Origin of the sequence: Runella sp. (assembly GCF_027484545.1) — a bacterium.
In the GTDB taxonomy this organism is placed as follows: domain Bacteria; phylum Bacteroidota; class Bacteroidia; order Cytophagales; family Spirosomataceae; genus Runella.
Genome location: NZ_JAIXST010000069.1, coordinates 20,721 through 35,530, shown reverse-complemented (window position 1 = coordinate 35,530; position 14,810 = coordinate 20,721). Strand labels below are relative to the sequence as shown.

Sequence of the window (14,810 nt, the reverse complement as noted above, 5' to 3'; positions counted from 1 at the left end):
GTAAACAGGCTCAAAAATATCAAGCGTCAGATGTATGGAAGAGCGAGTTTTGAGTTGCTCCGCAAAAGAGTCATCCTGATGGGAAACCCCGACTTTCACCAAATGTGACGATGAACCCAGTTCATCGCAATGCGGCCCAACATCGTGCTGATTGATACGCACAATCAAACACACATCATCCGTAAAGCCGAGACATTGGAGTATTTACAACAATTGGAAGAGATTCCGGCTCATTTGCAATAGATACACAAGAACGTAGTGAATACGAAGCTAAAGCCCCACCTTGAAGCCGTTTTGAACAGTTACTCGGCTATTTTTTTCTCAAACAATCCATTGCTGGCCGGATTGGTATTATTGGTTACTTTTTTTAATCCCGGAGCAGGGGCGTCAGGACTGTTGGCGGTCATTTTTGCACTTGGCGTTTCGCATTTTACAGGCTTAAATAAATACTTGATTCAAACGGGAATTTATTCTTACAATGCGCTCCTGTTGGGCATCGGCATGGGCACATTCTACGAAATGGGCACCGCTTTTTTTCTGTTGTTTTTTGTCGCCGTTCTGTTTACGGTTATCCTGTCGGCGGTGCTTCAAAGTCGGCTTAGTTCGCTGGGTTTACCTTTTCTTTCCATTCCTTTTGTATTGAGTTTATGGCTTATTCTACTGGTGACCAAAGAGTTTACTGCTATTGATTTAAGTACCCGCAACATTTACTGGATCAATGAAATGTATGCCATCGGTGATACTCAATTGGTCAATTTCGTCCTGTTTATGGAAAACATAGACCTTCCGCCTTTGATTACGGCCTTTTTCAGGGCGCTGAGTTCTTTGTTCTTTCAGAATAACATTTTAGCAGGTATTATCCTGAGCATTGGTATTTTACTCCACAGTCGTATTCTGTTTTCGTTATTAATCATTGGATTTCTGACCGCTTATGGTTTCAATTCAGCCGTGTATACGGGTGCTGGCAGCATCAATTATTACGTAATGGGCGGCAATTTCATGATGATAAGTGTCGCCATCGGCGGATTTTTTGTGATACCTTCAGCCTATTCCTACGTTTGGGCCGTTGTGGGTGTGCTCATTACTTTTTTGATTGTCATTGGTTTTGGCAAAATCATGGGTTTGTTGCTTTTACCGGTCTACTCTCTTCCCTTTTGTTTTACGGCTCAATACCTGCTGTATTTTTTCATGCTTAAAGAACAAAAAGGGCGGGTGGTGATTACCCCCATCCAACTGTATAACTGTATTCTCCCGAAAAAAATCTTTACAATCACCTGAGTATCACCGAACGGCTCAGCAATGAAAAGTATATTCAGTTTCAGTTGCCGTTTTTAGGGCAATGGATGGTGTCTCAAGGGTACGACGGCAATATCACCCACAAGGGCGATTGGAGTAAGGCGCTAGATTTTATTATCGTCAACGAAGAATTGAAGACGTACTCCACCGATGCCGCCAAACCCGAAGATTTTTATTGCTATAACAAACCCATCTTAGCCCCTGCCAACGGGATTGTGCAGGAAGTGGTGGATTATCTGGATGACAATGAAATCGGCAAGATAGATCAACAGCAAAATTGGGGCAACAGTATCGTTATCAAACATTCCGAAGGGCTCTACACCAAAATGAGTCACCTGAAAAAGAACTCCTTTCGGGTCAAAACGGGTGAGTACGTCAAACAGGGTGATTTGCTCGCCTCCTGCGGTAATTCGGGACGCTCGCCGGAACCCCATTTGCATTTTCAAGTACAATATACTCCGTACATCGGAAGCAAAACGAGCGCATATCCCATGGCAAGTTTTTTAGCAAAAAAAGGCTCAGGCAAAAGCGAGTTTTTTGAATTTTCCATTCCTCAGGAAACCGATTTGGTGAGCAATTTAGACACCAATTCAGCCCTGAAAGCCGCTTTTGATTTTTTGCCCGGAGCTCGATTTACCGTAGAAGCCGAGGGGGTAGAAACGGGTGATTGGGAGGTGTTTACCGATGCCTACAATCAATCCTATCTCTATTGTCATCGTTCCAAAGCGACGGCCTATTTTGCTAAAAATGAAGTCAGTTTTTATTTTAAGTCCTTTTACGGACGAAAAGATACTTTGCTGTTCTGCTTTTATGAAGCCTGCTACAAAATCATTTTTACAACCAATCCCGACGTACGGGTTTCGGATCAATTTCCTTTGTTGTTAAGCAAAAACGGCCTGTTGAAATGGGTACAAGATCTTGTTTCTCCCTTTTACGTTTTCAGCCGATTGTTTTATGAATCCGAAAATTTCGCTTCTGGGAATGATTTTTTTGGCGAAAACATGACCATCAACAGTCGACAAACCACGCAGTTTTTAACCACGCGCAAAATAGTTTCGGAATCAACGGTTCAAATCAAAGACAATAAAGTTGCCTCCTTTACGATGGTACGCAATCACAAAACAATCGAAGCCATATGCTTACAAAAAGGATAATTTTACTCCTGACTTTCAGCAGTTTTCTACAGAGACTCATTGCTCAGGAACGAATCAGTGAACCCGTGGCCGATTATCAATCTCTGCAATTGTATAATGAAGAAAAATGGAAAGACCTGTTGGAATACGGTAAAAATACCATTACCTCAGGAACTGATTTTTCACTTCTGAGAATGCGTACGGGCTACGCCGCTTTTAGGCTGCACAATTACAGCCAAAGCCTGCTACACTATCAACAGGTTTTGGATCAGTACCCAGAAAATGAAACGGCATTGTATTATGTATATCTCAACCACCTGTATCTGAACAATACCGTTATGGCTCGCTATTATTCAGAAGGCTTTTCGGAAAAAACTCAAAAAGAGCTCAAAATCAAACCCTTCCGACTGTCAGCGGTTCAGGTAGAATACAGTTATAAAATTCCTCAAATTGCTACCCGCGGCAATGCACAATATGGGCGAGTGGGCATACATCTACAATTGGGAAAACACATCGAATTACAGCAAAGCGCCGCTTTTTTTAATCAACGCATCAGCGAAGCGAATTTTACATTGGTGACCGACAATACCAACATTGCGATTCAGCAAAAAGAGTATTACGCCAAGTTGTTGGCTTCCGTTGGTAAAAACTTAGTACTTATCGGCGGTTTTCATTACCAATATTCTCCTTTCAATAATTTGATTTATAAAAATACCGTTGCCTTTGGGGGTATAAAATACTACACTCCTTACGCGCATTTTCAGGCAATGGCTCATGTAGCGACCCTTGCCAATAAACAATTTACGCAGTTTGACGGGATGGTGACAGCTTATCCTTTTGGGAATACCAACCTCTACAGCATTACCCGAGTTTCGTACGGGAATCAATTGACGCTGACGCAAATGGTAGGGGTCAAGGTTGTCAAAGGCTTGTGGGCAGAAGCAAATGTCACTTTAGGAAGCTACGATATTCTTTTGGAAAATGACGGGCTCTACATTTATAACGACGTAGATACCAAGCAGTTGAAAGCCAGCGGAAGTATTTATGCTTCCTTATCAAAAAACCTTACCCTTTCGCTTAATTATACATTTGAGCAAAAATTGAAAATTTATACCACTGCAACTTCCTTTTACCAACATTCATTAAATTCAGGATTATCATGGAGTTTTTAAAGAAATTAACCCTTGTCATTACCTTCTTTTCCGTCGCATTTACGGTGAAAGGTCAGACTGCCACCGACATCCAAAAAGCATTTAATGCAAGCTACACGAGCGAATACAAAGGCAACTATACCCAAGCCATCGAAGAAGTCAAAAAAGCTTATAAAGCAGACAGTTACGAATGTAATCTGCGCTTGGGATGGCTATATTACAATGCCAAAAACTACGCGTCATCGATGGACTATTATCAGAAAGCCATTGACTTGAAAAAATACAGCGTAGAGGCAAGAATGGGCTACATAAAACCCGCCAACGCAGCCCAAAAATATGACAAAGCCTTTGAAATGTACGAGGCTATCCTAAAGATTGACCCCTACAACAGTACGGCTAATTATTGGGTAGGAGTGGGCTATTACACCGCCAAAAAGTACGATGCCGCTGCCAAGTACTTTGAATTAGTGGCCAATATGTATCCTTTCGATTACGATGCCAATCACATGCTCGGCTGTTCTTATTTAAACCTTGGCCGTACCGAAGAAGCCAGAGTACTGTTCACCAAAGCGTTACTAAATCGGCCGGGCGATAAATCAGCCTCCGATGGATTAGCGAAGTGCAGAAAATAAAAGTACTTATAGGTTTGATACTTTTCACACCATCATCCGTTCCAAATTTTGTTTACGTCGCTGCCAATCAGGCAGGATTCGACCTAATAACTCGTAGAATTTCTGATTGTGGAGACGATGGGCCAAATGACAGAGTTCGTGTATAATCACGTATTCGATGCTGCTGCCTGATGCTTTAATCAGGTCGGGATTAAGGTAAATAACCCCTGCTGAGGTACAACTGCCCCAACGGGTAGGCATTTTACGAAGTTTTATTTCCGGTACAGTCCACCCGTATGATTCAAAACGGGGCATGACTTCTGTCAAAATACGTTGAAAATAAATTTCCGCCCGTTGGCGATACCATCCATCCAAAACGGCAGCAACCGTTTCTGGAATAGGGTCAGGCAGGCTTATTTCGATAAAACCGGCCATCATCCGGATGGATTTTTCTCCCTTCATCAATTTGAGACGATACTGACGCCCCAAGTATCGATGGGTTTCTCCCGAACGAAATTGTCGCGGCGGTGTCAGCGGGCGAAACTGTTCAAAAAAACGCAATTGCTTCAAAATCCAAGCGGCTTTTTGTTTCACTGCTTTCGCCACTTCATCCTCGGTAAGTTCAAGCGGGGCAATCACGCGAACTGTAGCGTTGGGATGCACTTGTATCCGTACCGATTTTCTGGCTGTACGCCTTAATTCGTATGCAATGGTTTGCAGCCCAAACGCTACACTCATCAACTCCTCACTCATACATAGCGCAGTTTAGCAATGTTCAGGCAACCTTCAATGAGTTGATCCACCAAATCAAACGGCAGCGTAACTGCTGCGGGCCGACATTGTTCAAAAATAAAATCGTCCAAGTCTATCCGTATCTTTCCGGCCAAGTCAATGTTGTTTTGCCAATCCACCAAAGGGCGTCCCTTTTCCAAAATACGCTCCCGGATAGCCGCATCAATGCCCAAAGCCAGTTTAGCAAAAAAATCGTCTGATTGTTCTGTCACTATTTTACCTATCAACCCTTTGGCTACGCCATAAAAGGCCATCGCTACGGGGTTTTGCTGCAATGCTCCCGGAGCGCCTTCCACTCGTTCCTCCAAAAACGCCTGCTCATGCGTCATCACTCTTTGCAAAAACTCTCCTTCCGAAATGCGCTTGGCATAATACGCTTCGATGGTTTCCTGAATCAATTCCGCCAAATTTCGATACAACTCGGGTGACTCATTCACGCGCAACTCAATGGCCCTCAGTGTTCTGCTTGCAATATAGTCTGCCTGTGCGGCCTGACCTGCCTGCTTCGCCATTTCGGTTTGGCGTTGCTCCTGATCCAGCAAGGCAAATTCGGGCGTTACTACGAGCGTCTCCCCCTCCGTAGTGATGTATTTATCAATCAGTTTACGAATCTGCGGCTCATAGACGGCGTAGTTGGGTTCGTCTGAATACCGCCATTTCACCAAGTCACGCAGTTCAATAAAAAATTTAGCGTCGTTTTTATACCTTTTTATCTGTTCATCCGGTGTTTTTTGCATAAAAGACACGCTGGAAAGCGACAGTTTGAGCAAACGGGCATACACCGACAGTTTCTCATAAAATCCGACACGCCGATCTTCGTAAAAAAGCCATTCTTCGTAGGCATTTATGTCTATTTTATTGCCGACACCGTCAAAAACACTCCACAAATCGGCGTGTGCCTGGGGCAACTTGGCGGTTTCTGAATCAATGCTTTTGAGCGCTCCCTGTAAATCTTCCGCGTCAAAATTTTTCAAACCAGAATACAAATTCAACGCTTGGTCGAGGTTGCCGAGATTGCCATAATAATCCACAATCAACCCGTAAGGCTTGCCGGGAAATACCCGATTGACTCGCGCAATGGCCTGTAATAAAGTATGCTCTTTCAACGAACGGGTAAGGTACAGCACTGCATTGGCCGGGGCATCAAAACCGGTAAGCAGTTTGTCAACAACGATCAACAACTCGGGGACTTCCTGCTTTTTAAACGCGCTGACGAGCGTTTTTTCGTAGTTTTCAGCATTTTTATGGCGGTCCATTTGCCGTTTCCAAAAACTTCGTACATCACCTTCGTAACCATCATTTTCGTCGTCATCGCCCTCGTGTACTTCGGGGGGTGAAATAATGACCTCGCAGGTTACTCGCTTTTCTTCATTGGACTCACCAATTTCGTCAATGTACTTTTTGTACCGAACGGCCTGCCATTTTTTGCCCACCACCAACTGTCCTTTCATGCCCGTTCCTTGATAGTTATTGACAAAATGCTCTACAATGTCCCACGCCCGGGCGTAAATGACTTGGTCGGCTTCGTTGAGGGCATCAATGCGACTAAACTTCTGTTTGAGTTTTTTCTTCCCGTAGTCGCTGAGGGGTTCGGCTACTTTGTCAAAATAACGGTTGATGGCCGAAGCATTGGTAGAAATATGGTGGTGCCGCCCTTCGTACAGCAGCGGCACTACGGCTCCATCTTCTACGGCATCGCGAATGGTGTAGGCGGGTTCTATCAACCCGCCAAACTGCCGAGCGGTATTTTTTTCCGCTTTCATCAGGGGAGTTCCCGTAAACCCTAAAAAACAGGCGTTTGGAAACAATCGCCGCATACTGCCGTGAAAATTGCCGTGTTGGGTGCGGTGGGCTTCGTCCACCAAAACAAACAAGTTGGGCGAGTCCATTGGCTCGCCGTTGGTTTTGAGGGCAATTTCAAACTTATTGATGACTGTCGTGACAATATCGTCTGACTTTTCGTGCAGCAGGGCCAACAAACTCGTATCTCGCACTGGCTTTTTGGGATTTAGCTTTTCGGCAAGTTCAACGATTGGCTCGGGTTCATTGCCCGAAAGTTTGTTCCGTATTTCTTTGGAAGCGCCCGTAGTAGCTTGTACCACCTCTTTTTTGCATTTCTGAAAGGTTTCCGTCAACTGATTGTCTAAATCAACGCGGTCGGTCACGAGCAGAATTTTAGGATTGGGAATGTCGGGATGTTTGGCCAGAAGCTGCGCCAGCATCACCATCGTGAGCGATTTACCGCTCCCTTGCGTGTGCCAAATGACCCCGCCCGCCCGCCGCCCTGTAGCAGCATCTATGCGGCTGACCCGCTCCAAAGTTTGCCGAACGGTGAAATACTGCTGATAACGCGCTATTTTTTTGACGTTGTCATCAAACACAATGTAATTGAGCAGGAGGTCGAGCAGGCGCTCTGGACGGCACAAACTGTACAGCAAACGATCCTGCTCACTCACACCGACGGGTGCCAGCCGAAGGTCGCGGTAAAACTGCCGCGATGCCTCGTTCATGCTTGCCAGTACTGTGGCCTCGTGTTGGGGAGGTAAAGGGCTGTTAATCAGTTGCTCCAAACGGGATTCGTCGGCCTGTCGGATTTCCTGCGGGGTTTGCTCGCGCCAAGCTGCCCAAAATTCTTCTTGGGTGTCGGTGGTGGCGTAGCGGGCTTCATTACCGGCCAAGGCCAGTAAAATATTGGAATAATGGTACAGGCTCCGAATCCCGTCTGTGCGCTGATAGTCAATATGTTGGTGAATGGCCCGTTGGATGGCGTCTTTTTTGGGGCTTTTGCACTCAATGACACCCATCGGAATACCGTTGATGAACAGTACCAAGTCGGGGCGATAGGCATCGTGCCGCTCCGTACGGAGTACGCTGAACTCGGGCACGACGTGATACACGTTGTTTTCGGGTCGTTCCCAATCCACGTATTTCAGCGAATAACTTTTGCGGTCGCCTTCAATGACCTGCTCAAAACTTTTGCCCAACGTCACCAAGTCATACATGGCCTTGTTGGCGCTTGTGTAGCCGTCTTGCACGGGCAAATCGCGCAGGGCTAAAATCGCGGCATTGAGGTTGGTTTCCGAAAACGGATACACGCGCCCCCGGTAGGTGATGCTGTTGAGGGCGTGGAGTTGTTTTCTTAAAATTTCCTCAAACAATACGGCACTGCTGCGCCCTCCGCGCTCGGCCAGGGCTTGGGCAGGCGTAAGCGGTACGTATCCCATCTGCACCAGCAGGTGCAGCGCGGGGATTTTGCTGATGTCGTTTTCGAGCAGGGAGGGCGTTTCCATGAGGCTATTTACGATTTGTGATTGCTGATTTACGATTTATGATTTAGTACGGTACGAAGGATTGATTTTCAAAGATGGAACGCGGATAACGCGGACGGTTCCGCGACGGCGTACCGTGCCGCTGCCATGCAGGCACCACAGATTTTCACGGATTTTTGGGTAAATACACTGTTTGAAAAGTAATGTAATATTTCTTATCCCGCAGATAAACGCAGATTAAGATACAACGCAGATTGGCACAGATAAGCTCATTAACTTAATTAATAACCCAAAATCTGCGGTTATCTGCGGTTTTTAGAATCAGCGTAAATCAGCGGGTAAATCATGAAGAAACTAATTAAACAGCGTAGTAAATCTGTAAAAATCCGTGAACATCTTTCGTACAGTCGTAATTTTCAAATATATCTACACGATTTGAAACACTCTACAAATTATTAAGTTCACAAAAGTGTGCTCTTTTATGAAAAATATTTTTTGTAGAGCGTTACAAAAATAAAAAATAACCCTCAAAAAAAGCAACCGCGAAGGTTGCCATTCATTTTTTAAGCTGCGTTAGGCCACCGGCACTCGCACCCGCCCCGTGAGTAGGCACTGCATCAGGCCACGTTTTTGCTCCCGCAACACCTCCAATTTGGCCTCCTGCTGCTGAATTTCTTTCAGCGAAGCATCCAACACCTGCGCTATGGCACGTTGTTCTTGAATGGTAGAAGGTATGGCAACTCTTACTTTTGCAAACTCTGGGAATTTGCAGTTCAGGGTATCATCCACTAAACCCTGCGAGTTACGGTAAAACCGATGAATCATTTCAGGCAACTTGAATAAGTGTCCCATATATTGAACGTCAGTACCCTCTTTCGGTGTGACGATTGTATAAGCCGGACTTACAATCCCTTCTAATGACGAAACAGCAGAACGCCCTTGCCACATTCGCATTGTATTATAGCCTATATCGCCAACACAGATGCGTTTGTATTTTGATTTGTCCTCATTTGAAGTATCTCTTTTTTCTAATTCATCCCGATTTATGACCCCTTTTTCGGCAGTAATAGACAACAAAGGCAAATTGTTATAGCCCGACTGATTACGTTCTTTGAAGACTTCCCCTAATTTCACGGAACGCCACTCACCGCCAAACCCCGGCAAACGCACTTTTCCCGTAAGGAGTTGGTGCATCAAGCCGCGATGACGGGCGCGGAGGGCTTTGAGCAGCTCGGTGGTTTGCTCAATAGCGGTATCCCACGTACCCAACACGGCCGCAATGCGGCGCTGTTCGGGAAGGGGAGGACTCTTTCACGGCCAAAAACAAATAAAACTGTCGCTCTTCGGGGGTTTTACATTGCGAGAGAAGAATGAGGTGATGCGTCCAGCTCAATTGTCTCACCAGTGGTGAGACAATTTCGGAGGCATTACGATACGCTTCATAAAACTGACGCATTCGGTACAAACCCTGACGACTAAAACCTTTCAAATCAGGGTGTTGCTGTTGCAAATAGCGTGCAAGTTGTACCACAGTACCATCTCCCCATTCGCTGATTTCTATTTTTTGGCTGATATATCCGCCGACCTTTTGATAGAGGTCTATCAATTCCCGATTGACACTCGCCACTGCCCGCTGCCGGGCCTGCTGAATCAACGTCAAAATTTCAGTAAAATGATGAATCGGCTCCATACAGAAAAAGTAAATTTAGAATCCCAAATCAGTCAAGTACTTTTCCATTTGTCGTTCGGTGTCGGCAAGGGCGTCGCGGAGTTGTTGAATCTTAGCTTTCGTGGCCGCAATGTCCACCGTTACTTCTTCCTCAAAGGTATCCACGTAGCGGGGCAGGTTGAGGTTAAAATCGTTGCCCTTTATTTCGGCCAACGTAGCTCGGTAAGCGTATTTTTCTTCCAACACTCGTCCTTCGTCGCTTTGGTTAGGAACATCGGTACGGAAGCGGCTTACGGTATCAAGCACGTGCGCAATGCTGTTGGCTCCGAGGCGGTTTTGATTTTTTCCGCTGTCAAATTCCTTGCTTGTGTCAATGAACAGCACGTCGGTATTGGTGCCTTTGCCGCGATTAAAGAGCAGGATTGCCGCCGGAATACCCGTCCCGAAAAACAGATTGGCGGGCAGGCCGATGACCGCCTCCAAGAGATTTTCTTCTACCAATCGTTGCCGAATCGTACCTTCGGAGCTGCCGCGAAAGAGCACGCCGTTGGGCACGATGACCCCCACGCGCCCGTCGGTTTCGTAGGTCGTTTCAATCATGTGACTGATGAACGCAAAATCAGCTTTTGACTTGGGCGGTACGCCCCGGTGGTAGCGGTTGTGCGGGTCGCCGATGGCTTTTTCCGCGCCCCATTTGTCCAACGAAAAAGGCGGATTAGCCACCACCACGTTGAAGCGCATCAGGGCGTCGTTTTCAATCAACTTGGGGTTGTTGAGCGTATCGCCCCATTCGATACGGGCGCGATCCATGCCGTGCAAAAACATATTCATGCGGCAAAGCGCCCAGGTGCTGCCGTTGTTTTCCTGTCCGTACAGCGAAAAGTTATCACTTCCCACTTCCTTGGCCACCTTAATCAGGAGCGAGCCGGAGCCGCAGGTAGGGTCGCAGATGCGGTCACCCGAGCGGGGAGCCACCAATTTTGCCAGCATTTCCGATACTTCTGACGGGGTATAAAATTCCCCCGCTTTTTTGCCCGCCTGCCCGGCAAACTCACCGATCAGATACTCGTAGGCATCCCCGATAATATCATCATTTTGTAAATGCGACGGTTGCAAATCGAGGGCGGAGAAATCGACTAACAGGTTTTTAAGGCGACGATTTCGTTCGATCGGAGGGCCCAGCTGAGATTCTGAGTTAAACGACACCGAACGAAACACCCCTTCCAATTTTGCGCGGTTGGCGTCTTCCAAACCCATCAGGGCCACATCAATCAAGCCGCCAATGTCATCATTGCCTCGATTTTGGTACAGGTGGTCGAAGGTACATTCGGCGGGAACGTAAAACCGTTCGCGTCGCAGCGCACGGTCTATGCGTTCGGCATCGCCGGCGTATTTTTCTTCATACTGCGCCACTTTATCTTTCCATACGTCGGAAAGATACTTGACAAAAAGCATGGTCAGGACATAATCTTTATACTGCGTAGGGTCAACGGCACCGCGCAGTGTATCGCAACCACGCCAAACGACGGCGGCAATTTCTTCACGGCTCAATGTTCTCTTCAGGGGAAGCATGGATCAATCGGTTTATAAGGTTTTCAACAAGGGATTGTTTTTCAGTAATCAGGCTTTGCAACAGTTGAATCTGTTGCAAGTGCAATGAATGAATCTGTGCGACATTATGTTGCATTTCAAGACTCGGCACGGGTACTGCCAACTCGCTTAACTCGTTTTTTCGGATAGAAGGAATGCTTGTGCCCGCCCCCAGATGCCGTAGATATGCCTGTGTTTGGGGCAGATTCAGAAAGGCGGTTAGGTATTCGGGGAGTACCTGCTCTGGGTTTTTGAAAAAAAAAAAAAAAAAGAGGGTGGAAGCTACCGAAAGTTTCGGTGTTCCTTCATACTGCCAGGCAAAAAGCCGATAGCCTTTTCCTGCCAATAAAATATCACCGGGTTTTAGAATGTGCTTTTGACTTTTTTCGTCTGAGGGAATGAAAGAATCATCAAAACGGGTAAATTTACCGGAATCATCAAAATGCCGGGCCTGCAAATAATGCAACTCCCCTTCTTCGGCAGGAGCGTCATAATATCCAAACCGGATATGGGCAATTTCTGACAGTTTAAGGGTCATATACGAAGTACAAAAAGCAGGCAAAAATACGAAATTTAGGAGACATAAGCAATTTTATTTTTTGTACAAATTTTCAAATTTTTATTAAATAGATTCAAATAACGCCATTCCATCTATTTTCCTTGTCCGCAAACGACCCAAATCTTGTCCGTTTGCGGACATTTATTTTAACAAAATAAAATATAAATTGCTGATTAATAAATACTTACTGTTCTGGTACGCGATTTGAAGTAATAGTATCGAACTCATTTCCCTTTCATTGTTATGTTCCGCAACTACCTCAAAATCGCCCTCCGGAATCTTGCCAGAAACAAGGTATACAGCTTTATTAACATTGCCGGTTTGGCCATGGGAATTGCTGCCTTTTTATTGATTCTCGAATACGTAAGTCACGAAAAGAGTTTCAATCAATTTCACGCCAATTTGCCAACCATGTATCGGCTGATAAACGAAGACAAAAAAGGCGCAACGTGGGGAGAAGTAGAGCCTGGCTGGGCATCAAGAGCTAAACAGCGCTTTCCGGACATCAAAGACTATTGTCGATTTGCCGACGGCATGGCAAATGGGATAGTAAAAAAAGAGGGTACCAATAACGAATCTTTCCGTGAGACTAACATTGCCTACGCCGAAGGCAATTTCTTCTCGTTTTTCAGCTTTCCACTCAAGGCAGGTCAACCCAAAGCATTGGCGAAACCCAACGTGATCTTTGTGTCAGAAACTACCGCCAAGAAACACTTCGGATCCGAAAATGCGATGGGGAAAGTACTAATTCTATCCAATCAGTTCGGTACCACACCTTTCACTGTTGAAGGTATTTATGCCGATATGCCGGACAACTCTGATATTCGGTACGACATGGTGTTTTCGTTGGAAACTTTAAAAAATCCCGCCAATTTAGCCGGCAACAGCTGGGCAGACACCGAAAACATTGACTCTCAATACACCAATCTGTTTTTTCAACTTACTAAAGACGTAAACCCAACTGCTTTTGAATCCAAACTAACGGCCATGCGCAACGAATTGGGTAAAGAAAATGACGATGTTCGTTTTCGGTTGCAAGCCTTCAAAAACATGCACTTAGCGGCATCGCTCAATGATACACTCCAAACTTTGGGTAACCTCAAATACGTGTATATGCTTGGAGGAATTGCCTTCCTGATTTTAATCATCGGCTGGTTCAATTACATCAATCTTTCGACGGCCAATTCGCTCAAACGTGCCAACGAAGTAGGAGTTCGGAAAGTAATTGGCGCTACGCAGGGGCATTTGGTAAAGCAATTTTTGGGTGAATCCGTCTTGGTCAATTTTTTGGGATTTGGGTTGGCGCTTGTGTTGGTTACTTTATTGCAACCCTATTTTAATGAATTGCTTGATAAACCGCTCTCGCTTAAAACATTGGGATTTACCTCTGTCTGGATGTGGGGATTGGCCGTTGTCTTGTTTGGTTCATTGGCATCAGGAGCCTATACGGCCTTTGCATTGTCTAATTTTAATCCCATCAAAACGCTGAAAGGCCAACTGAACAAAACTTCTAAAGGTGCTTTTTTACGAAAGTCGTTGGTGGTTGTTCAGTTTTCTATTTCTGTGACTTTAGTATTGGCTACAATCGTCATTTACAGCCAATTGAATTACATGCAAAGTCAGAATTTGGGGATGAATACGCAGCAGTTATTGGTGATTCGCGGGCCGGAAGTGGGCAAAGACAGTACATACTCAACGCGTAAAAATGCCTTTTGGAATGAATTGACGCAGCAAAGTTACGTAAAGGATTACTGCACGTCGGGAAGTATTCCGAGCGGTTGGTACAACTTTAAAACAGCCGGATTTACCCAACCCAATTCTAAATCAGGCGATGAATTCAAAACGTATGCTTTTGCCATTATCGGCAATCGTTTTCTGAAAGCCTACGAAATCGGGCTGAAGGCCGGTCGCAATTTTACCGCCGAAGAGTGCAATGTAGAATGGGACCAAAACAGTAAAGTACTGATGAATGAGCGAGCTATTCAGCAATTGGGCTTTACCTCTCCTGAACAGGCACTCCAAACCAAAATCAAATGGGATGAGCGCTACCTCGAAATCATTGGTGTGGTCAAAGATTATCATCATACCGGCCTACAGCAAGCGATTGACCCCATTATTTTTTATCCCCAAAACAACAGCGCTTATTTTACCATTCGCCTGACTGCCGACCGAATGCCGGAAAAGATTGCGGCTTTGGACAAATTGTATAAAAATTACTTTACAGGTAATCCGTTTGATTACTTCTTCGTAGACGAGAACTTTAACAAACTCTACGTTTCGGAACAACAGTACAGCCGTATTTTTACAACGGCCTCGCTGTGGGCTATTTTTATTGCCTGCTTGGGGCTGTTTGGGTTGGCCACGTTTACGGTAGAATCGCGCACCAAAGAAATCGGTATCCGGAAAGTATTGGGTGCGTCGGTGGTGAGTATCACCGCTTTGCTTTCCAAAGACTTTCTGTTGCTTGTGTTAATTGCCATTGTCATTGCTTCGCCCATTGCTTATTATTTCATGAACAAATGGCTACAGGATTTTGCCTATCGTATTTCCATTTCGTGGTGGGTATTTGCCGTAGCGGGTGGCTTAGCCGTGCTGATTGCTTTTTTAACCGTTGGTTTTCAGTCCATTAAAGCGGCTTTGAACAATCCTGTAAAAAGTTTAAAGGCAGAATAAATAGTCAGACAGGTAAGAAGTTTGCGTTTACGCAAAAAACAAAGGGCCGAAAATTTCGGCCCTTTGT

The 14,810-nt window shown here is 45.4% G+C and carries 11 protein-coding genes; 5 read left to right on the top strand and 6 right to left on the bottom strand.

Translation table 11 applies throughout. The features are described from left to right. The first annotated feature begins 258 nt into the window (after positions 1-258). The 4 genes from Q0081_RS06385 to Q0081_RS06370 are packed head-to-tail and all read left to right on the top strand — an operon-like array spanning position 259 to position 4,212. Complete coding sequence (locus tag Q0081_RS06385; protein ID WP_298350453.1) at positions 259-1,278, top strand: urea transporter; 1,020 nt, start codon at positions 259-261, stop codon at positions 1,276-1,278. 44 nt (positions 1,279-1,322) lie between these two features. Further along, the gene (locus Q0081_RS06380; protein WP_298350451.1) at positions 1,323-2,450 is read left to right on the top strand and encodes a M23 family metallopeptidase; all 1,128 of its coding nucleotides are present in this window, start codon (positions 1,323-1,325) and stop codon (positions 2,448-2,450) included. Next, on the top strand, positions 2,432-3,601 hold the full coding sequence (locus Q0081_RS06375) for a hypothetical protein (protein WP_298350449.1): 1,170 nt from the start codon (positions 2,432-2,434) through the stop codon (positions 3,599-3,601). The genes Q0081_RS06380 and Q0081_RS06375 overlap by 19 nt, the downstream gene beginning before the upstream one ends. Further along, complete coding sequence (locus tag Q0081_RS06370) at positions 3,589-4,212, top strand: lipopolysaccharide assembly protein LapB (RefSeq protein WP_298350448.1); 624 nt, start codon at positions 3,589-3,591, stop codon at positions 4,210-4,212. The genes Q0081_RS06375 and Q0081_RS06370 overlap by 13 nt, the downstream gene beginning before the upstream one ends. A 24-nt stretch (positions 4,213-4,236) precedes the next feature. On the opposite strand, the gene Q0081_RS06365 is transcribed toward Q0081_RS06370, so the two are convergent. The 6 genes from Q0081_RS06365 to Q0081_RS06340 all read right to left on the bottom strand — a co-directional run bounded on the left by Q0081_RS06365 (position 4,237) and on the right by Q0081_RS06340 (position 12,049). Continuing rightward, on the bottom strand, positions 4,237-4,944 hold the full coding sequence (locus tag Q0081_RS06365; RefSeq protein ID WP_298350447.1) for a M48 family metallopeptidase: 708 nt from the start codon (positions 4,942-4,944) through the stop codon (positions 4,237-4,239). Next, positions 4,941-8,273 carry a type I restriction endonuclease subunit R gene (locus tag Q0081_RS06360; protein ID WP_298350445.1) on the bottom strand — a complete coding sequence of 1,111 codons (3,333 nt, stop codon included), beginning with the start codon at positions 8,271-8,273 and terminating at the stop codon, positions 4,941-4,943. Before Q0081_RS06360 ends, Q0081_RS06365 begins: the two co-directional genes overlap by 4 nt. Positions 8,274-8,825: 552 nt before the next feature. Next, complete coding sequence (locus Q0081_RS06355; protein ID WP_298350443.1) at positions 8,826-9,521, bottom strand: restriction endonuclease subunit S; 696 nt, start codon at positions 9,519-9,521, stop codon at positions 8,826-8,828. Next, entirely contained in the window at positions 9,496-9,942 is a 447-nt protein-coding gene (locus tag Q0081_RS06350; protein ID WP_298350441.1) for a DUF1016 N-terminal domain-containing protein, read from the bottom strand. The genes Q0081_RS06355 and Q0081_RS06350 overlap by 26 nt, the downstream gene beginning before the upstream one ends. A gap of 15 nt (positions 9,943-9,957) precedes the next feature. After that, positions 9,958-11,493 (bottom strand): type I restriction-modification system subunit M, encoded by a 1,536-nt coding sequence (locus Q0081_RS06345; protein ID WP_298350439.1) that lies wholly within the window; start codon positions 11,491-11,493, stop codon positions 9,958-9,960. After that, positions 11,462-12,049, bottom strand: a complete 588-nt coding sequence (locus Q0081_RS06340) for a restriction endonuclease subunit S (RefSeq protein WP_298350437.1) — start codon at positions 12,047-12,049, stop codon at positions 11,462-11,464. Before Q0081_RS06340 ends, Q0081_RS06345 begins: the two co-directional genes overlap by 32 nt. A gap of 264 nt (positions 12,050-12,313) precedes the next feature. On the opposite strand from Q0081_RS06340, the gene Q0081_RS06335 reads away from it, so the two are divergent. Further along, entirely contained in the window at positions 12,314-14,743 is a 2,430-nt protein-coding gene (locus Q0081_RS06335; protein ID WP_298350435.1) for an ABC transporter permease, read from the top strand. The last annotated feature ends 67 nt before the right edge of the window (positions 14,744-14,810 follow it).

Excerpts from the sequence above, each read along its gene's own strand:
- Q0081_RS06345 (WP_298350439.1), bottom strand. The coding sequence starts at position 11,493 with ATGCTTCCCCTGAAGAGAACATTGAGCCGTGAAGAAATTGCCGCCGTC.
- Q0081_RS06375 (WP_298350449.1), top strand. The coding sequence starts at position 2,432 with ATGCTTACAAAAAGGATAATTTTACTCCTGACTTTCAGCAGTTTTCTA.
- Q0081_RS06370 (WP_298350448.1), top strand. The coding sequence starts at position 3,589 with ATGGAGTTTTTAAAGAAATTAACCCTTGTCATTACCTTCTTTTCCGTC.
- Q0081_RS06335 (WP_298350435.1), top strand. The coding sequence starts at position 12,314 with ATGTTCCGCAACTACCTCAAAATCGCCCTCCGGAATCTTGCCAGAAAC.
- Q0081_RS06360 (WP_298350445.1), bottom strand. The coding sequence starts at position 8,273 with ATGGAAACGCCCTCCCTGCTCGAAAACGACATCAGCAAAATCCCCGCG.
- Q0081_RS06350 (WP_298350441.1), bottom strand. The coding sequence starts at position 9,942 with ATGGAGCCGATTCATCATTTTACTGAAATTTTGACGTTGATTCAGCAG.
- Q0081_RS06365 (WP_298350447.1), bottom strand. The coding sequence starts at position 4,944 with ATGAGTGAGGAGTTGATGAGTGTAGCGTTTGGGCTGCAAACCATTGCA.
- Q0081_RS06340 (WP_298350437.1), bottom strand. The coding sequence starts at position 12,049 with ATGACCCTTAAACTGTCAGAAATTGCCCATATCCGGTTTGGATATTAT.